Source organism: Kitasatospora sp. NPDC057936 (assembly GCF_042887525.1).
Lineage (GTDB): Bacteria > Actinomycetota > Actinomycetes > Streptomycetales > Streptomycetaceae > Kitasatospora.
Map to the genome: position 1 here is coordinate 23,396 of NZ_JBHVPD010000068.1, position 17,940 is coordinate 41,335.

21 protein-coding genes and 1 pseudogene are annotated in these 17,940 nt (G+C 69.5%); 7 read left to right on the plus strand and 15 right to left on the minus strand.

Annotated features, from left to right (window positions below):
* Window positions 1-24: 24 nt before the first annotated feature.
* The gene (locus tag ACFVU9_RS29890) at window positions 25-729 is read right to left on the minus strand and encodes a G1 family glutamic endopeptidase (protein WP_380443029.1); all 705 of its coding nucleotides are present in this window, start codon (window positions 727-729) and stop codon (window positions 25-27) included.
* A gap of 193 nt (window positions 730-922) precedes the next feature.
* Here ACFVU9_RS29890 and ACFVU9_RS29895 point away from each other — a divergent pair, with 193 nt between their 5' ends.
* Window positions 923-1,882, plus strand: coding sequence for a LuxR C-terminal-related transcriptional regulator (locus tag ACFVU9_RS29895; RefSeq protein WP_380443031.1), 960 nt, complete (start codon window positions 923-925; stop codon window positions 1,880-1,882).
* A gap of 9 nt (window positions 1,883-1,891) precedes the next feature.
* On the opposite strand, the gene ACFVU9_RS29900 is transcribed toward ACFVU9_RS29895, so the two are convergent.
* Window positions 1,892-2,284, minus strand: a complete 393-nt coding sequence (locus ACFVU9_RS29900; RefSeq protein WP_387598659.1) for a hypothetical protein — start codon at window positions 2,282-2,284, stop codon at window positions 1,892-1,894.
* Here ACFVU9_RS29900 and ACFVU9_RS29905 point away from each other — a divergent pair.
* Window positions 2,283-3,803: a recombinase family protein gene (locus ACFVU9_RS29905; RefSeq protein ID WP_387598662.1), complete on the plus strand. Its 1,521-nt coding sequence runs from the start codon at window positions 2,283-2,285 to the stop codon at window positions 3,801-3,803. The two genes, ACFVU9_RS29900 and ACFVU9_RS29905, sit on opposite strands and share 2 nt — an antisense overlap.
* A gap of 45 nt (window positions 3,804-3,848) precedes the next feature.
* Here the strand turns inward: ACFVU9_RS29905 and ACFVU9_RS29910 are convergent, their stop codons facing one another.
* The 7 genes from ACFVU9_RS29910 to ACFVU9_RS29940 all read right to left on the minus strand — a co-directional run bounded on the left by ACFVU9_RS29910 (window position 3,849) and on the right by ACFVU9_RS29940 (window position 8,539).
* On the minus strand, window positions 3,849-4,178 hold the full coding sequence (locus ACFVU9_RS29910) for a hypothetical protein (RefSeq protein WP_387598665.1): 330 nt from the start codon (window positions 4,176-4,178) through the stop codon (window positions 3,849-3,851).
* Window positions 4,179-4,266: 88 nt separating this feature from the next.
* Window positions 4,267-5,742: a replication initiator gene (locus ACFVU9_RS29915; RefSeq protein WP_387598668.1), complete on the minus strand. Its 1,476-nt coding sequence runs from the start codon at window positions 5,740-5,742 to the stop codon at window positions 4,267-4,269.
* A 123-nt stretch (window positions 5,743-5,865) separates the two neighbouring features.
* Window positions 5,866-6,063: a hypothetical protein gene (locus ACFVU9_RS29920; protein WP_218200465.1), complete on the minus strand. Its 198-nt coding sequence runs from the start codon at window positions 6,061-6,063 to the stop codon at window positions 5,866-5,868.
* On the minus strand, window positions 6,060-7,397 hold the full coding sequence (locus ACFVU9_RS29925) for an FtsK/SpoIIIE domain-containing protein (protein WP_387598671.1): 1,338 nt from the start codon (window positions 7,395-7,397) through the stop codon (window positions 6,060-6,062). The genes ACFVU9_RS29920 and ACFVU9_RS29925 overlap by 4 nt, the downstream gene beginning before the upstream one ends.
* Window positions 7,394-7,945: an RDD family protein gene (locus ACFVU9_RS29930; RefSeq protein ID WP_387598674.1), complete on the minus strand. Its 552-nt coding sequence runs from the start codon at window positions 7,943-7,945 to the stop codon at window positions 7,394-7,396. Before ACFVU9_RS29930 ends, ACFVU9_RS29925 begins: the two co-directional genes overlap by 4 nt.
* Window positions 7,932-8,180 (minus strand): hypothetical protein, encoded by a 249-nt coding sequence (locus ACFVU9_RS29935; protein WP_387598677.1) that lies wholly within the window; start codon window positions 8,178-8,180, stop codon window positions 7,932-7,934. Before ACFVU9_RS29935 ends, ACFVU9_RS29930 begins: the two co-directional genes overlap by 14 nt.
* Complete coding sequence (locus ACFVU9_RS29940; protein ID WP_387598680.1) at window positions 8,177-8,539, minus strand: hypothetical protein; 363 nt, start codon at window positions 8,537-8,539, stop codon at window positions 8,177-8,179. Before ACFVU9_RS29940 ends, ACFVU9_RS29935 begins: the two co-directional genes overlap by 4 nt.
* A gap of 232 nt (window positions 8,540-8,771) precedes the next feature.
* On the opposite strand from ACFVU9_RS29940, the gene ACFVU9_RS29945 reads away from it, so the two are divergent.
* On the plus strand, window positions 8,772-9,527 hold the full coding sequence (locus ACFVU9_RS29945; protein ID WP_387598683.1) for a GntR family transcriptional regulator: 756 nt from the start codon (window positions 8,772-8,774) through the stop codon (window positions 9,525-9,527).
* Between the two features lie 167 nt (window positions 9,528-9,694).
* Here the strand turns inward: ACFVU9_RS29945 and ACFVU9_RS29950 are convergent, their stop codons facing one another.
* Window positions 9,695-10,006 (minus strand): hypothetical protein, encoded by a 312-nt coding sequence (locus ACFVU9_RS29950; RefSeq protein ID WP_387598686.1) that lies wholly within the window; start codon window positions 10,004-10,006, stop codon window positions 9,695-9,697.
* A 371-nt stretch (window positions 10,007-10,377) separates the two neighbouring features.
* Window positions 10,378-10,773, minus strand: coding sequence for a hypothetical protein (locus ACFVU9_RS29955; RefSeq protein ID WP_387598689.1), 396 nt, complete (start codon window positions 10,771-10,773; stop codon window positions 10,378-10,380).
* Between the two features lie 164 nt (window positions 10,774-10,937).
* Here ACFVU9_RS29955 and ACFVU9_RS29960 point away from each other — a divergent pair, with 164 nt between their 5' ends.
* Entirely contained in the window at window positions 10,938-11,204 is a 267-nt protein-coding gene (locus tag ACFVU9_RS29960) for a GntR family transcriptional regulator (RefSeq protein ID WP_387598692.1), read from the plus strand.
* Between the two features lie 49 nt (window positions 11,205-11,253).
* Here ACFVU9_RS29960 and rfbD read toward each other — a convergent pair whose 3' ends face one another.
* Window positions 11,254-12,105, minus strand: a complete 852-nt coding sequence (rfbD, locus tag ACFVU9_RS29965; protein WP_387598695.1) for a dTDP-4-dehydrorhamnose reductase — start codon at window positions 12,103-12,105, stop codon at window positions 11,254-11,256.
* 42 nt (window positions 12,106-12,147) lie between these two features.
* Here rfbD and ACFVU9_RS29970 point away from each other — a divergent pair, with 42 nt between their 5' ends.
* On the plus strand, window positions 12,148-12,999 hold the full coding sequence (locus ACFVU9_RS29970) for a sugar nucleotidyltransferase (RefSeq protein ID WP_387598698.1): 852 nt from the start codon (window positions 12,148-12,150) through the stop codon (window positions 12,997-12,999).
* A gap of 848 nt (window positions 13,000-13,847) precedes the next feature.
* Here the strand turns inward: ACFVU9_RS29970 and ACFVU9_RS29975 are convergent.
* Window positions 13,848-14,351 carry an NUDIX domain-containing protein gene (locus ACFVU9_RS29975; RefSeq protein WP_387598701.1) on the minus strand — a complete coding sequence of 168 codons (504 nt, stop codon included), beginning with the start codon at window positions 14,349-14,351 and terminating at the stop codon, window positions 13,848-13,850.
* An 857-nt stretch (window positions 14,352-15,208) separates the two neighbouring features.
* Window positions 15,209-15,421 (minus strand): hypothetical protein, encoded by a 213-nt coding sequence (locus ACFVU9_RS29980; RefSeq protein ID WP_387598704.1) that lies wholly within the window; start codon window positions 15,419-15,421, stop codon window positions 15,209-15,211.
* A gap of 109 nt (window positions 15,422-15,530) precedes the next feature.
* Here ACFVU9_RS29980 and ACFVU9_RS29985 point away from each other — a divergent pair.
* Window positions 15,531-15,755: pseudogene (locus ACFVU9_RS29985) on the plus strand (helix-turn-helix domain-containing protein); the annotation flags it as partial.
* Between the two features lie 18 nt (window positions 15,756-15,773).
* The gene (locus ACFVU9_RS29990; protein ID WP_387598739.1) at window positions 15,774-16,613 is read left to right on the plus strand and encodes a DUF397 domain-containing protein; all 840 of its coding nucleotides are present in this window, start codon (window positions 15,774-15,776) and stop codon (window positions 16,611-16,613) included.
* A 349-nt stretch (window positions 16,614-16,962) separates the two neighbouring features.
* Here ACFVU9_RS29990 and ACFVU9_RS29995 read toward each other — a convergent pair whose 3' ends face one another.
* A complete protein-coding gene (locus ACFVU9_RS29995; RefSeq protein WP_387598707.1) occupies window positions 16,963-17,904 on the minus strand; it encodes a hypothetical protein in 942 nt (313 codons plus the stop codon).
* Between the last annotated feature and the right edge of the window lie 36 nt (window positions 17,905-17,940).

Sequence of the window (17,940 nt, forward strand, 5' to 3'; positions counted from 1 at the left end):
TGGGCCGGGGCCGCAGTTTCGTCCTTAGGCGGGAACGATGGCGAAGGCGCCGTTGCTGAGCCCGGTCTCGGTGTACTGGCCGCTGTCGATGGCCTGCGGCCCGTACGCGTCGAAGACCTGGCCGTTCACCGTGATGCCGGAGAAGTCCAGGCGGTCGAACGACGGGTAGCTCTGGCTCGGGGACTCGATTACGGCCTCGGCGCTGACGTTCTGGCCGTTGAGCCGCTGGGTGGTGTGCTCCGTCCAGCCCTTGGTGGTGTCGGTGATCGTCAGCGTGTAGTTCGAGCCGCCACTGTTGACCACCGAGGCGGTGAAGCTGTCGCCGGCGTCCACCGGGTCGTTGAAGTACTGCGGCGGGGCCGGGTACATCTCGTACCAGGCGGAGTAGGCCGGGGCGCCGCTGGAGCAGTCGACCTGGACGCCGGTCTGCTCGACGGTCTGCGAGCCGTAGCCGTCGATGCCGACCCAGGGGGCGAACAGGTCGTTGGAGGTGTTGCACTGCACGGCGGGCATCGTCCACGAGCCGGAGACGCTCCGGAAGCCGTTGCCCTGGGCGACGTAGCCGCCCCAGACGCCGCCGTCGTAGCGCAGGCCGCCGTGCCCGTAGCTGTGCACGGTGGCGTGGGCGGTGTGGGTGGGGGCGGCCGAGGCGGCGGGTGCGGCGACGGCCGCGGCCGGGAGGGCCAGGGCGGCCGCGAGCAGCAGCCGGCCGGTGCGGGAAAGGGCCATGGGGGGCTCCTTCGCTGGGGGTTGTGGGGTGCGCCCAGCTTGGGGGCGGCCGCGGCGGCCGGGAAGGGCGGAGGTGGGGCCGGAACCCGACATGGCGGGAACCTGTCACCAAGTCAATCCCTTGATTTCCGGCTCCGAGTGGCGCACAGTCGGGACTCGTCCGCCGGTGGAGGCGGCCGCGGGGAGGAACGTCGTGCCGAGTACAGCCAGGTTCGCGGGCTTCGGCCTCGGCCTCGGCACGGTCGAGGAGGAGATCTACCTCCGGCTGCTCGGCGTCCCGGCCGCCGACGCGGAGTGGCTCGCCACCCGGCTGCACCTGCGGGTCGTCAGCGTCGTCGCCGCGCTGACCGCGCTGTCCGACCAGGGCCTGGTCGAGGGCTCCGGCGACGGGAACTGGGCCGCCGTCCCGCCCGACGTCGCCCTGGAGGAGCTCCTGCTGCGGCGCGAGGTCGAACTGCGGCGCGCCAGGGGCCGGATCGGCGAGCTCATGCGCACCTACCGGCAGGGCAGACCCGGCACCGAGGCGGGCGAGCTCGTCGAGGTGATCAGCGGCCGCGAGTCGATCGCCGAACTGTGGCGCACCCTGCAGCTCGGCGCCCGCGAGCGGCTGCGGATCCTGGACCGCCCCCCGTACGTCCGCCGGGCCGATCCGCAGACCGAACTCTCCCTGCTCGCCCGCGGCGTGAGCGCCCGGGTTGTGTACCACAGCGGCGTGCTGCGCGACCCGGAGCAGCTCGCCGGGATCCGCACCTTCACGGCGGCCGGGGAACAGGCCCGGGTGCACCCCGAACTCCCCCTGAAGCTCGCCCTGCTGGACGACCGCTACGCCCTGCTCCCGGTCACCGCGGGCACCGAGCTGCAGAGCGTCCTGCTGATCCGCCCCTCGACCCTCCTGGACGCGCTGGCCGGGCTGTTCGAGCTCTACTGGTCGCACGCGATGCGGCTGCCGGCCGTCCCCGAGGAGACCCCCGAGGACCGGCACCGGCAGCTGCTCACCCTGCTCGCGGCCGGACTGACCGACGAGTCCATCGGCCGCCAGCTGGGCGTCTCCACCCGGACGGTGCAGCGCCTCGTCCGGGAGCTGATGGACCGCTTCGGCGCCAGGACCAGGTTCCAGGCCGGCATCCAGGCCGCCCGGGCGGACCTGCTCTGACGCGGGTCGCTAGTGCGGATCGCCCTCGATCCGGCCCGCCAGCGCGCGGGCCGTGGGCCGCAGTTCGCGCCACCGGAGGACCAGCAGCGGGACGGCCAGGGCCAGGTAGACCCAGCTGAGCGCCAGGCGGGCGCTCTCGCCGGGGAGCACGAACTGGACGGCGAAGAGGACGAACAGCAGGCCCGCCTTCCATGGCAGGAACCGCAGGTCGAGCAGCAGGACCACGGCGAGGAGCGTCTGGGCAGCCGTCAGCAGCACCTCGTCCACCTGGCGCTCGACCAGCGGGAGCGAGGCGCCGCCGCCTCCGGCCAGGTACGCGAGCGGGAGGCAGCCGATCAGCAGCGTCCACTGGTTGACCTTGCTGGACAGGTACTTCCCCTGAACATAGGGGAGAGCCATCATGGATGACGTGCTGACCAGCGACTACGACGGATGCGGCAAGTGCTTGGTCGGGGTGCTGCGGCTCAGCCGGAAGAAGGAATCCACGAGCAGCCCCGAGCGGCAGCGCGGGCAGATCTTGACATCCGTGGCCGACGTCGATGGGCACATCATCGCGTGGGCAGAGGATCTTGAGGTTTCGGGCGCGACGGACCCCATGACCCGCCCGAAGTTCGGTCCGTGGCTACGGGGCGAGATGGGGCCGTACGACGGGATCGCCGCAGCGAGCGTCGACCGGGTTGGCCGCAACGTGCGGGACACGCTGAACACTCAGGACCTGCTCACGCGGCAGGGGCGGATGATCGTCACCGCCGACCACGCGGGCGTCTGGGAGTTCTCAGACCCCAACCAGGAAAACGAGTGGCTCATGAAAGCGTGGGGCTCTCAGATGGAGCTGCGTGCGATCCAGAAGCGGAACAACGACGAGACGCTACGGGCACGCCAGGCAGGCCAGCCGAAGCAAAAGCCGTCCTACGGCTACATGTTCGTCCGGCTGGTGCCGGTGGGGAAGGTCGACCACGTCGCGATCGACACCGTCGCGGCGGAGATCATTCAGACCGTGGCCCGGCGGATCCTAGCCGACGAGACCGGAAAGATCACGTGCGCGACGGAGGCAGCGCGGCTGAACCGGGCGTCTACCCCGGCCCCGACGGACCGGCGTGCACAGCTCTACGGACGGCCGATGACGGGCGCTCTGTGGAGCGCGAAAACCGTGCGGAGCATTCTGACCAGTGAAGCGGCGTTGGGCTACCTGATGCATCAGGGACGGCCGGTGATCGGCGAGGACGGGCGCCCCGTTCGGCTGGCGGATCCGTTGTGGGACCGGGCCACACGCGATGCGTTGGTGGAGAAGACGAATCCGAAGCGATCCGCAGCGGGCCGGGCACCGATGGGGGTGCGGATGCTGGCCGGCCTGTCGTGGTGCGGCACGTGCGGCCTCCGCCTGTACATCGCGGGCAACACCGCCGTACTCGCCTACGCATGCACGGCCCGGGTTCGCGGAGTGGTCACGTCCCAGCACTGCAAGCCCGCGCCGTACATGAGGATCAACGTGCTTGACGAGCTGGTTGCAGAATGGTTCTTGGCGCGCTTCGGAGACGGCCAGGTGATGGAACGGGCCTACGACCCGGGCACCAGGTACGCCGAGCGGATCAAGGAGTTGGAGAACAGCCGCAAGCGGCTGCGCGACGACCGCGCGGCCGGCATGTACGACTCTCCCGACGACACGGAGTGGTTCCGCACCAAGTACGCGGAGATCGGCGAGGAGATCGAGGAGTTGAAGACACTCCCCGAGCGGGCACCGGGCATGAGGATGATGCCGACCGGGCGCACGGTGGCCGAGGACTGGCACAACGCGCCCGACGACGCAGCACGGCGCGAGATCCTGAACGAGTTTGCCGTCCGGGTGGTCCTGTTCCCCACAGGGGCGCCGCAGCGCTACGCGATCACCGCCGGACTCAATCCCTACGAGCAGGCCGCGTAAGGGCACGGAGATGCCCCGGGCAGGGCCGACTGTCCGGGGCATCGATCACGTACGCAGGGCCAGACGGGGGACCGGATAGCGCACGATCCGGCCCCCTAGGGTGGTTACGTCCCTTGTGGTCACCAGGAGTTCGCACAGCGGCCGATGCGCGAGCAGGACCGCCCGCACCGTTGCGGCGCCCAGTACTTCGGCCAGGCTCCAGGCACCGAAGCGCAGTTCGAGTACGCCTACCTGTGGGGTGTTGGCCAGCTGGAAGTACAGGACGTCGGCCGTCGATTCGTCGGCGATCTCCACTGCAAGGGCCGACGCCTCCGTGATGACACTCCAGGCGCCGTGATGATCTTGCCGTGGTAGTCCGCCGAGCGAGATCGACAAGGTAGACGCCACCTCACCAATGGCCGTGGTGAACCCCCACGCGGCAGGGCCGAGGCCAGGACCATGGGCGAAGGCCCACCCCACCGGCTCATTCATGGCTGCCCCCTCCCGCCGGCGATGCTCCCTCAGCCCCGCCACCAACCCGCCGCGCCCCACCCACCCACCCATGGGCTAGGTGGTCGCGGGCGATCTCTCGGGTCCGCTGAAGGTCGGCGGCGATGCCCTCAGCGATCAACGCCTCGCCGGGCCCGAGGCCTGCCCCGGCGAACCGCCAGTTCCCTACCGTGACCTCGTCACCGTTGACGCGCCCGCCCCGGACGTGTTCGCCGCGTTCTTCCCGCAGCCGGCGGTACGTCGTCGAGTAGGCACGGGTCTTGGTCAGGCAATGGCCCCGGTAGCCGAGCATGTGAGCCCAGGCCCGCAATCGCAGATGCCCCAGCTCCGGCACAGCGCCCAGCCGCCAGCAGGTTCCCACCAACGCCCGCATGTGAGCCGACAACCGCAAGGCGCGGATCTCCGCCGCACTCGTCACCCGCCGGTCCACGGCACCGGCCGACTCCGCACCCTTCGTGGTGTACTTCGCCACGTAGGCAGCGACCTTCTCCGCACTGACCGGCGCATCCTGCCCGCCGCCGATCTCGTGCACGTCCATCTGCGCGCCGAACCGCAGCCGCCGTTCACCGTAGGCCGCTGATACGGGCCCCGGCAGCGAAACCGCCGCGACCGCCGTGCGGACCGCGTCCAGCAGCACATCAACCGTCGCCCACGGCGGGGGCAGTTTGCCGGGTCCGTCAGAGCCGTCGAGGCGCACCACCGCGTGGAAGTGGACCACGCCGCGCCGCTGGTACTCCGCGACCTTCACCGCCGAGACCCGCAGTACCCGCCGAACACCGGAACGGCTCACCGAACCGTGCGCGGCCAGGTGGTGGTACAGGTTGTCGGTGAACGCCTTCCACAGTGCGCCGGCGTGGGCGTTCCACAGCACGTGCCCCGGGTAGTCGTAGCACTCGAAGCACAAGGGCTCGCCTACCAGGTGCCCGGTATCCGGGTGGGCTCGGCCGCAGCCCAGCGGACTGCCGTGCTCGCAGGTCCCCGGCTGGTCCCGGTGGCAGCGGCCCGCACGGTGCACCCGCCCGAAAGACGGCGCCGTCAGCGTCAGGAACACCAGCGGATGCGACCCCACGCCCGCCGGGACACTCTTCCCGCCGGCCAGTCCCGCGTGCACGAGGTGCCAGCTGTCGCCCTGATGCAGCCACGAGCAGGGCCCGCACCGGGAGGAACGGCGGTTGCGGCACCGCAGGGCCAGCCGCTCCCCAGGCTCCGCCGCAGTGCTGTACCGGCGCACCATCTCACCCGACACGGCGTCGAACGTGGCGGACGCCCCGGTCAGGTACACCGGACGGGCACACCCGCCGGTCGCGGCGATCTGCTCCAGCCACCGCGACAGGCCCGGCATCTGCCCCAGGCGGACCAGGTCCCGATCCACCTCGCCCAGATGCCGCAGCCGCTCTGCCTGTGCCAGGAACATCCGCCTGGCCGCAGGATCTTCGTAAGGATTGTTCATGGGGGATGTCTCCAGGGCAGGACGGGCCGTCCCGGCCACACCAGGTAGGGCCCGGTGTGGCCGAGGACGACGGACGACGGGGACCAGAGGGCCCGTGGTCGACTCACGCGAACTCCAGTTCGACTAGGGGGCGGGGGAGTGGGTCAGGCCCGTGACGAACCACGTCACGGCCGCCGCGATCGGGTCGGCGAGGTGGGTTTGCGCCAGGTAGAAGCCGAGCACCCCCACCAAGATCGTTTGCCAGATCTTCAGCTCACCGGAGCGGATTTGGAGGACGACGATCACGAAGAGGAACGCCGTAATGGGCACGATGACGATCACGAGGCACCACCCGCGTACAGGCGGTCCAGGGAGGGCGTCAGGTGCGCGAAGCGCTTTGCGGTCTCCTGTGCCTGCTCGGGTGTCACCAGGTGCGAGCGTGCCCGCATCCAGCCCCCGCCGCGTGCACCGAAGGCCACCGCCACCCCCGGCGTGTCCACGGAGATCGCCTGCACCGCATCCAGCGCTTCACGGTCCAGGTCACCCAGCGCCATCTCCGCCGTGCCCTTGTCCGACACCCGGAAGCAGACCCGGCCCGCCAACTGCGCACGCAGCGCCGTCACTCCGGGGCCGAGGTCGGACCCCACCCGCTGGCCGGCGACCACCAGGTGGACGGCGAGCGCCGCGCCGAGCTGTCCCAGCCGCAGGAACGCCGTCGAGACCTGCGCCACCTCCGCCTTGTCGGCGCTGGTCGCCGTCAGGTAGAGCTCCGCCACTTCGTCCACGATGACGATCACCGGCACCGGCTGCTGCGGGGGCGGCAGTTCCCAGACCGAGCGGACCCCGGCCGCGCGGCACAGCGCCATCCGGCCCAGGGTGATCTCCACCAGCCTGCCCAGGAGTTCGGCCGCCTCGCTGCGGTTGGTCGCCAGCGCCGACAAGCGCGGCCCGAACAACGACAGCTCCATGCCGCCCTTGAGGTCGATGCCGACCAGTGCGACCCGTTGCCGTGCCCACTGCGACACGAGCGAGGCCACCAGGGTGGACTTGCCGGAGCGCGTCGCGCCGACGATCAGCCAGTGCGGGATCTGCCGCAGGTCGATCAGCCACCGAGCTCCGTTCTCCCACAGGCCGGCGACCGCCGACAGCAGGCCGAGCGAGCCGCGGAACGGCTCCGCCGCGACGCTCAGCGGATCCCACGCACTGGCCTCCAGCAGCACTGTTCCGCGTGCATCGGACGCCGCCCGCACCGCGAAGACCCGCCATGCGTGCGCCATGGACTCCGCTGCCGCTTCGTAGGCCTCCGGAACCTGACCCGGGTGCAGCCGAACCCGGACCACCAGCCCGCCGCGCCGCCAACGAGGCATTCCCATCCGGGGCTTGATCGGCTTGAGCGCCCGCCCCTGCACCACGACGTTGCCCAGAAGCGCCATGGCCGGTCGCTTGGGTACCGACAGCCCCTGAAGGTCGGCGAGCCTGCGCCAGGTCCACACCACCCGCACCAGCGTCGCCGGGAACCCGCACAGCGCCCACCACGCGTGGGGGCTGCGGCGCCGCAGCGACGGCGACGCCACCGCCAGCACGACCATCACCAGCGCCAGCGCGCCCAGCACCCACACCCCGTACGGCACCGACCCCAGGCCGGGGTTGGCTGCCGCAGCATTGATCGTGTTCACTCCCTCACCTCCGCGATTGCGAGGATCACGTCCATCTCCACCACCAGTGACCGGCTGATCTGATCCGCCCAGGTCTGCCGCCGGTGGTGGACGACCGGCCGGATGAGTCCGAAGAAGCCGGGCGCGATGTCCACCACGTGCAGCAGGCTGCGAACGATCGACCGGGCCGGGCCCAGCGGGCGCGCGGTGTCTTCGTCCACGGTCACGATCCGCATCACCCGCTGACCGAGTGACTGACCGGTCCGACCCCGAAGCGCCCACTGCCAGCCGAAGAACGCCACCGGCAGCGCCCAGCCGAAGAACCCGAACACCGGCTGCATGTGGATACCGACCAGCAGCGCCACTCCCTGGATCAGCGCGAACACCGGCTTCGCGTAGTACAGGAGAGCGGTGTAGGCGGTCATGATCCCCGCCGCGATCGACACCTCCAGCAGCGAGCCGCACGCCCGGGTGCTCCAGTCCGCCGTACCCGGGACCGCCGGCCGAGCCTCCCGCGCGGGACGGCCGGGCCCGACCAGGGCCCGCCACCGTTCCTCACTCACCGCCATCACCGCCGTCCAGGTCCAGCGGCGGCAACTCAACGCCGTTCTCCGCCGCCAGGTTGCACAGCTCCGTCTCCAGGTCCCGCGCCAGCGCGGCGGCGTCCTGCGCCATCTGCGCGATGATCGCGAACAGGAACCGGTACGTGCCCCAGTCCAGATCCGGCGCGATCTCCGCCGCCAGGTCGCCGAGGTCGTTCAGCCTCTCGCGCAGGTCCCGCCAGTCACGAGGTCTGCCGCTCACTTCGCACCGCCGGAGGCACGCGGCCCCTCGGCCGACGCCGGCCGCACCGGGGCGGATGCGGGGACCACCGACGCCGCGCGGAAAGACAGGCCCATGCGCCCGTTCATCTCCCACCAGAAGGCCTCCAGGCCCACCAGTCGAACCGCCTGCCCGATCTCGACGCCCACCGGTTCGCCCGACACGGCCACCTCGATCAGCGCCGTCTTGCGACCCTCCGGGCGGACCGCGACGCCCACCGTCCACACCGGCAGCCCGTCCCGGTCGGCCTTCACCTGGCCCGTGTCGGGATCCGTCTTCTCCTCCACCGACACGCACAGCGCGCTGCCCAGCCGCGCCGCGTCCAGCGGCAGGTTCTTCAAGGTCATGTCCCTCTCACTCCCTCCCGAACGACCGGCCGTTAGGTCAGTCGTCATGATGAATTTCGTGGGAGGTCGATGATGAGCGCACTTGACGCCGGGCGCAAGGGCATTCATCCTGACGACTGCTGAATTACGGTCGCCGCAAGGGGCTTGAGCAGCGGCGACGGGACCTAAATTTCTGTTTGATAACGGACCTGACGACTACGAACGAGTCGTCACCAAGGGGGCCCAAGTGGCGGCAGTGAGAGGGCAGGCGCTCTACAAGCAGGTCGCGCGCGAGATGCGCAAGGCCATCGCACGCGGCACGTGGCGACCAGGCGAGAAGATCCCGACCGAGGACAAGCTCACGGCGCTCTACCAGGTCTCGCGCCCCACCGTCCGTCAGGCCGTCGCCGAACTCCGCGCGGACGGACTGCTCGACGTCCAGCAGGGACGCGGCACATTCGTGAGGGGGCCCCAGCCGGAACCCGAAGCGACCATCCTCATCGAGCGCACCGTCCTGTGCTTCGGCGACCAGTACCACTGCCCGGCCGGATGGCATGACGCGGAAGAGCCCACCGTCTTCCGCGTGCGCCTGGAACCCAGCGCGGCCGAGCTACTGGGCACCGAGGAGGGCGAAGCCGCATTCCTCGTTCAGCGCCTCTACACGCACGAGAGCAGCGGAATCCGCGCCCGCTACACGGCACTTCTGCCCATGGAGCAGATCACCGGCACGCTACTCGCCCAGCAGCCCCAGGTATTCAACACCGACGCCTACGCAGCGCTGGCCGCAGCACACGGCGCGATCGAGTGGCGCGAGGGCGTCAGCGCCCGCATGCCCAACCCCGACGAACGCGCAGCCCTGCACCTGCCCGAAGGGGTGCCCGTGCTCGTGTCCCAGCGCATCACCCAGACCCAGCAGGACGCTAAGCCGCTCATGCTCGAAACCCTGACCATGACCGCAGGCGCAACCCAACTGACGATCACCCACCGGCCGGTGATCCGGTAGCCGACCCCGTCGAAAACGTTCTTCACTTACTCAAGGAGGCGGCGCACAGCGCCGCCTGTCGGCCCGCCGCCCCGGCCGGGCTGCGGCCTGACGGCCGGTCCCGGCCGGGCGCCGGCCGACCCGGACCGGACACTCTTGAGGCGAAAGCCCGCAGGGTCAGGCCGGGCTCACTCGCCGCACGTGGATCCGCACTCATTCCGGCCCGCCATGCGGTCGAGCACCTCCCCGAGCCGCCGGGCCCCGGACGCGGTCCCCTTCAGGAACACCACGCCGTGCCCGTCGTCGGACCACCCGGCCTGCGCCCGCACAAGATCGGGCCCCTGAAGGCCCAGGGCCGCAAGAACAGCGTTCAGGTGGTCGGCCGTGGCGCGCGCCTCCAGCCACGGTCCCTCGTAGTCGACACCTTCCAGCTTCGGGCCGCCACCGAGAAAGATCTCTCCGTCCTCATCGGGCCGCCCCTCGCCTTCCCACTCCGGCATGTGCTCTTCCCCTGTGCAGACCGTCACGAGCAAACCGACAGCCCCCGACCGCAGAGGTCGGGGGCTGACGAGTGTAACGGCTGGCAGGAGCGCCAGCGGGCCTGTTGTCGAGGCCTGTCGCGTTGACTCTCAGTTGCCGAAGACCGCCAGGGTTTCGGTGACGATCGGTGGGACTGCCCAGCAGTCCAGGGCCCGGTACCGCAGGACCCCGTCCGACCACGGCCGCGGATCGTTCTTTGCCCGCGGCGAGTACTCCACCGAGCAGTAGGCGCCACCCAGGATGGTCCACCCCTCCCGGAGGCACTTCCGCAGGCCCCGCGTGTTTCCTCGGCGAGTTCCGTCCGCCAGTGCCTTGATGAATGCCCGCGACATCAGGCACCCCGCCCGGCGAGGACCCCGTGGCCGTCGGTCGCGTCATCGAGCCAGTGAAGCGGGTCGGGAAGGTCGAGTTGCGCCGCGAACGCAGCCGCTCGCCGCTGCCGGATCTTCTCCCACTGGCCCGCATGTGCGTCCGCCTGGTGCTTCAACACCGTGGCCTTCTCGGCGGGGGGAGTCTGCTCCCAGGCTTCCAGGTACCGGGGAACGAGCGGAGCCGGTCCCAGGGGCATCGTGCGGGCCAGCAGGTGAGCCGGGATCGGACGGTGCCACCCGCAGATGGCGGGCGCCTCCCGGTACTCCGGGTGGATCGGAATGGCTCGGTGTTCCCCACGCGCCGGCAGGATCAGGCGCAGAATCCACAGGAACCCGAGAACGATAAGCTTGGCCATGTCGTCGCTCCTCTAAAGCGTCGGCCATGCCCCGGGACCGTTGGCGCGGTCGCCGGGGTTCTGTGTTTTTGGTTGCGATTCGACGGTAGCTCGACCTGTCTAAGTTGTCTACATGTCTACCTGTCTAAGTTGTCCAAAGATCGGCAAGTGCTTACCCTGCCTGCATGTCCGAGAGTCCCGCGCCGCGCCCGAAGCGGATCCCGCCTTATCAGGCCGTAGCCGCCGAGTTGATCCGCGAGATCGGCCAAGGCATGTACGACTCGGACCCCTTCCCGTCGGAAGGCGATCTTGTTGCACGCTTCGGCATGGCGCGGATGACCATCCGCCGGGCCCTCGATGTGCTTCGCGAGCAGGGACTCATCACCACCCGATGGGGCAAGGGCTCGATGGTCGTCCCGGTCGACCAGCGGCCGACCTCGGGAATGCGGTAGTCCCCAAGCGAACGGCGGTTTCTAGCGGCTTTTCGCGTTTCAGACTGGCCTACCGATTGAAGTTGGATTCGTCCAGAGCCAGCCTGAGGCGGTCGTGCCAGGGGCCGAGTTCCCGGATCCCCGTTGTCTGCCACCGCTCGTGGCCCAGCACGGTGTACACAGGGCGCTGCGCGGGCAGCGGGAAGCGGACAGCAGGGATCGGCAGTACCCGTTCCGGAGCCAGGCCGGACAAGCGGAACAGCTCCTTGGCCAGGCCGAACCACGTCGTAGAGCCTCCAGAGGTGCCGTGGTAGATCCCCGGCGGCGCATCACGGCAGCGCCCAAGCGCCACCAGCTGCCCGGCCAGATCACGCGCCCACGTTGGCTGCCCGAACTGGTCGTCCACCACGCTCACCGTCTCTCGCTCGGCGGCCAGGCGCAGCATCGTCGCCACGAAGCATGGGCCGCCCGTGCCGTACAGCCAGGCAGTACGCACCACGTACCCGGTGCGGGGCAGCAGGTGTAGCACGGCCATCTCGCCGACCAGCTTGCTACGCCCGTAGGCGTTGAGCGGGCCGGGGGCCGCGTCTTCGCGGTAGGGGGTACGGGAGGTGCCGGAGAAGACGTAGTCGCTGGAGACGTGAAGCAGGGTGGCTCCGGTGTGGGCGCAGGCTCGCGCGAGGTTCCAGACGCCGTGGCCGTTGACCGCCGTCGCCTCGGCCTCGTTGGCCTCGGCTAAGTCCACTTTCGTGTATCCGGCGCAATTGATCACTGTGTCGTGGCCGTTGACCGCCTTCGCCACCGCGACCGGGTCGGAGATGTCCAGTGCCTGGTGGGTCATTGCGCTGACTTCCTCACCAGTGAGGACCTTTACGACTTCTCGGCCGAGCAGACCCCCCGAACCCGTGATGAGCCACCTCACTCGCCGTCAACTCCCTTGCTCTGGCAGGCGTACGCTGATCTCATGCGTGGAATCATCCTCACCGGCACCGATGATGACCTGGGGCCCATCACCCAGGTCGTCTGCAAGCTGCTGCTTCCGGTCTTCGATAAGCCGATGGTCTACTACCCGATGGCTGGCCTCATTCAGGCCGGCATCCGGGAGGTTATGGTCATCGCCGCTCGCGAGGATCTGCCGCACCTGCGACGTTCCCTTGGCGACGGGGATCAGATCGGCATGCGGCTCGAATACGCCGCCCAGCCCGATCCCGGCGACGTCGACCAGGCCCTCGTCACCGCCGCCGACTTCATCGGCACCGAGCCGGTGGCCGTTGTCGCCGGGGACGGCATCTTCCACGGGGACGACCATGTATCCGTCGCCGCCCTCATCTCCGACTTCGCGGCCGATCCCACGGGCGCGCAGATCTTCACGCACCGCGTGGCCGCCCCCGACCACCGCAGCGCCGTGGCCGCTGGGCTGTACCTGTTCGACGGCCAGGCCGCTGCCATCGCCCGCTCCCTGATCCCCTCCCAGCGCCACGCGACGGGCCTCAACCGGGTCAACGCCCACTACATGCGGGCCGGGCAGCTCGCCGAGACTCTTCTGTACCGGGGCACCGCCTGGATGTCGGTTCGCACGGCCGAGGACCTCGACCAGGCGGCCGGGTGGGTGCGGGTCATCGAGGAACGCCAGGGCCTCAAGATCGGCTGCGTCGAGGAATCGGCCTGGCGGGCCGGCCTGATCGACGCCGCCCAGCTGCGCGAGCTGGCCGAGCCACTGCGCAAGAGCGGCTACGGCGACTACCTTCTCGCCCTGCTCGACAATGGACCCGGTCAACTCCGCCCCCTCGCCTCGTCACGGGAAAGCACACGCTGACGCCGGGTGGATCCGTGGCGTCAACCACCCCTGAAGCGGTGGTTGGCGCCCGCCCTCCCGCGTGCCGGTGTGCCTAATGCCGTCAGCGCGAGAGGGAGTCTTGTGAGGTGTCAGGCCTTGGGGAGCCGTCCGTCACTGGGGGTCGCCGGTTCGAACGGGAGTCGTTCGGCCCGGGGCGGACGTCCCGGACGGCGCTTCTCGTACGGGTTTTCCATGGCCGGCGGACCGGCGCATCGAATGGTCATGTAGACCGGGCGGTCTCTCTCGAATCGGCGGATGCATACTTCCGTGCAGCGCACTCGTCCGGTCAGGGGGTCTGCGAGTCTCCGGCGACCGAGGACGACCCAAAGGCGGCCGTGCTTGTCTCGGAAACTCCCCTGAATCGGCGGGAGTTCGAGCCGTTCCGCGCACCTGTCAGGTTGGGGACACTCGCAGTCGCCGGTGTCGACCACCGTTAGGACCTGAGTATCCCCCTCGTAGAAGGGGCCCGGATCGGGCTTCTGGCGAGGCACCGGACTACCGCCCGTCGGGGTCGTAGGTCACCATGACGTGAGCCCAGTCTTGGCGGCCGTTCGGCTTGTACGTCCACCGTCCTTGAGCCTCGGCAATCGTCCGTCCGTGGCGGAGCAGGATTTCTCCGAAGTTCCTCACCTGCACGGGCACCTCGATGTCCCACCACCGTCGGCCGGCGTCCGCGATGAGATGTGCGGCCAACCGCTCGAACGAGTCGGCACTCGTCGACCCATGGACGTCAGACCGGCCCGGCACGCCGGGCAATCCCGGTTGCCCCTGGAAGTAGTAGACGGCACGCCATACCTCGGCAGGTCTCCCCGGACCCGAGCTGGCGTTCATGCGCCGTGGCGCTGGTCGGCGGGCTGTCCGATGTAGAGAAGCGGCTGCCTCAGCCCGCTATCCGCGTGGTCGACGGCGATCCGGATACGTGCCGCCATGTACGGCTCTACATGGTTGTCCAACTCGTCCGGGTGCACCCACGCGAGCGCCCGGATCTCCTCGGATGCGCCAACGGGGATGCTCAGTCCGGCCACCTCCGCGTGCGAGGCGAAGCCGCCGTCGCAGATGAAGTTGAAACCCTCCGGGGAGCCGGTGTTGGGGTTGGCCGGAATCTGGTCGACGCCAAGGTGGAAGGCGATGACCCGGCGCATGCCGGTCTCCTCGGCGAGCTCACGCGCGGCAGCGTCCGCTACCTGCTCGCCCTTGTGTACGGCGCCGCCGGGGAGCTGCAATCCCTTCCGATAGGTGGTGTCCTCCAGGAGGATGCGCTTCTTGCCGTCCCTGATCAGGACCAGAGCGCCGATCCGGCGGGCGGGCTGCTGCTGAACCTTGTTGTGCATCACGGACTTCCCTTGAACAGATGGCAGGTTGGAGTGCGCGGTCCCGCCCGTCCACGACGGGGGATGCATGTACAGGCGGGACCGCATCCCGCACCGGGATGCCCGCCCGGAACAGCCCCAGGCGGAGGTGCGGGGGTTGGATCCCGTTCCGGCCGGCGACTGCTACGGGAGGGCCGACGGGCGGGACGGGAGTCTCAGGGTGTTAATTGGGGGGCGGTGCCGACGACCGGCGACGTCGGTCAAGCGCGTGCCGACGAGCGATGACCCGGAGTTCGGATTCGGCGAATTCCACAGCCCTGCGACGACGCGGACTCAGCAGGAGCACGGGTCGGCTCCACTGAACGACGCCGTGCCAGAGGACGTGGACACCCATCTTCGGATTGCGCCATAGGAGTTGCAGCCAGCGTCCGAGGCGTGCCGGACGACCGTAGGGGTTCACGCGGCAACCGGCGCGATCTCGCTCCGGCGCCTCCGGCCGCACACCTGAACGGCGAACTCCTCGGGGTGCTCACGGAGGTAGTTCGGCGGCAACAGGTAGCCGAAGCGTCGGCATTCGCACGACCACGTAGGGGTGCCGTCCGGTCCCGGGGGGTCGGGCCGGATCACCTCGCCGCAGTCGCATCTGTCCGGAGGCTGGTCACTCATTCGACGCGCCTTTCTACGTGGGAATTGACCTTGTTGGAGCAGGGACTCGGCAACGACCACCGCCGAGTTGAAGACCGCGCCGAACGTCAGCACGACCACGAGCGCGCGAACCGCGTACGACTGTCCGTGGATCGCTGAGTCCGCCACCAGTGCGGCGACCAGTCCGGCAACTACGGTTGTGCTGACCAGCGCCGCGTAGACCCGGGGTGGTCTCACGAGTCGGTCTGACGTGGCGCTCCGGCCGGATCGGCGTACTCCAGATCCGGGGGCACGGGTCGGACGTCGATCGGATCTGCCGTCCACTCGCATCCGCCGGCCGCCGGACGGAGGTAGTGATGACCGCCAATGGTGTCCATGTAGACGCCGGTCCGCCGGCTGTGCCGATCAAAGACGAGTTGCCCACCATGGGGCGTGAAGAGGTCCATGCCGCCGCCTTTCGGTCACTGCTGCGCGGTAACCAGACAACTGCATGGGGTAGGGGGTCGTGTATACCTGGCATGAGGACAAACGAGCTGTCCCGATTGGAGGTTGGCATTGGCTGGTCGACGAGCAAAGCCCCGCAAGGTCACCCTCAGCCAGCCTGTATGGGCTTGGCTGCTGAGCGACAGCCGTGAGCGTGCCGGAATCTCGTGTGCGGAGCTAGCCCGGAGGGTCAGGTACAGCTCCAGCTACGTCACGAAGGTTGAAGGCCTAGAGCGAGGCCCCGTAAGGAAGTTCGCTGAGGCCTGTGATGCCGCCCTCGGCACCGCCGGACAGCTGACCGCCGCATGGGACCGAGTGGACTGGAAGCAAGAGATCCAGCACCCCGACTGGTTTGATCTCTACGCCGGTCTCGAAGCCAAGTCGGTGGGGGTGCGGGGCTACGACATCGCGCGAATTTGGGGACTTCTGCAAACAGCGTCGTACGCTCGCGCCCTCGTGCGCTACTTCAAAGGTCCGGACGCCGACCCCGCCAGCGTTGAGAAGACCGTGCGCGCTCGATTGGCACGGCAAGAACGCTTCCTTGACCCGGACGGGCCGCCTCTCGTGTCAGTGCTCAACGAAGGTGTCATCCGGCAAGTCGTCGGGGGCCCGGAGGTAATGCACGAACAGCTGCAACACCTGCTGGACCTCCCGCAGCAGTATCCGAACATCAACATCCATGTCGCCCCGTTCTCGTTGGGCGAGCGCACCGGGGCTACAGGAACCATCACGCTCATCGAGCTGACGGATGGCGAGCGATGGGCCTACGCGGAGAGTCTGGGCAGCGGCCACATGATCAACGACAGCGCTGCCGTGGCTGAACGCTTCCGGGCCTATGATCGGCTTCGTGCAGAGTCTCTGTCTGCACCCGACACCGCCCGCTTGATCCAATCCGTCATGAGAGGGCTTAGGAACATGACCACCAGTCCCGTGCCGACGTTCTACGCTACCCGCCACGCCAGCTGGAAGAAGAGCACTTACAGCGAGGGGGACGGCGGCAACTGCATTGAGGCTGCGCTGAATCTCGCCACGGTTGACGGCGTTGTGCCCGTGCGGGACTCGAAGGACCGGAGCGGCCCCGAGCTGGAGATCAGCGCCGCCGGGTGGTCTGCCTTCGTCTCCGCTGTCCGTGCCGGAGAGTTCGGAGCTGTTTGAGCTGAGCAGACGCAGAAGAAGTCCCCTGTCAGAGGCAGGGGGCTTCGTTGTGCCTATCGGGCAGATTGGCTGCCTCGCGGTGGTGCGGGCCGGGGGCGGGAAGCTTTACGCACCTCCCACTGGCGGAACCCGAGTCGGGCAAGCCCGGGGGGCCACTCGGCCAAATTGCGGTCAGGCCCAGAAGCCCTGACCGAGTCGCGCCAGCTTACGGCCCCCCGGACATGCCCGACCCCACCACCGGCAGGACACCGCCCAAAGCTTCCCGCCCCCTCGTGGGGGAGCCGCGCCGGCCATGTGGTTGATCACGAGCACATGGGCCTTGACCTGCGGATTTGATCTGCCGAGAGGTTTAGCTGACGCAGGAACAGGTAGACTCTCTATTGAGGAAGTACCTGGACAGCAGCGCCCCGAGGCCGTCGTCGCCGCGCAGCCGCCACGCGAACACGACGGCAACGATCAGCTCCGGTGCCTCGGAGGCGAGCGGCGCGAGCCACTGCACGAGGAGGAAACGGTCGATGCCGAGCGAGGCGCCCGCGTCGACCAGCGAGGTCGCGAACGGCTCGGCGCACGCGAAGACGACCCCGGCGGCGACGGCGAAGACCAGGACGGTCGTGCACCGGCGCCGCGCGCGGGGCAGGGCGGCCAGCCGGGCCGGGACGCCGACCAGTTCCTCCTCGTCGGTCTCGCTGCACCGGCCGATCCGGAAGAGGTAGTACGCGTACCAGGCGATCAGCACGGCGGCCAGCACCCACGAGATCTGCCGCGCCGCGGGCATCACGAAGGCCACCAGCGCGGCGACGCCCAGGAACGCGGTGTCGATGCGGCGGTGCTCGCGCAGCCCGATCCCGGGCGCCACCCCGCGGCGGCGCGCCGCGACGTACGCGGCCAGCGCGACCAGCGGCCAGCCGACACCGACGAGCAGCCGGTTGGCGCCGGTCATGTTGGCGGCGGCGTAGGCGGCGTACTCGGGCCGGGTGCCCGCCGCGTACGCGAACCAGAGGTCGACGGCGTACTCGGGCAGGACGGCGATGAACGCGAGGAGGGCGAGCGCGAGCGGGCCGGAGATGTCGGCGCGGGCCGTTTCGGCGGCCCACATGAGCAGCAGCGCCGCGGACAGCACCCCGAGCCCGAACAGCGCCATCCCGGCCACCGGCGACGGGTGCACCCCGGCGATCCGCAGCACCACGGCCGGCAGCGCGCCGGCCACGGCCGCGGCCAGCCGCAGCGCCGTCACACCGCCGCTCGGGGGCGGCGCCGACGGCGGCTCTGCGGTGCCCCGCGGGGCGGTCACGGGCAACTCCTGGGCCATGGGCCGTCCTCACGCGCT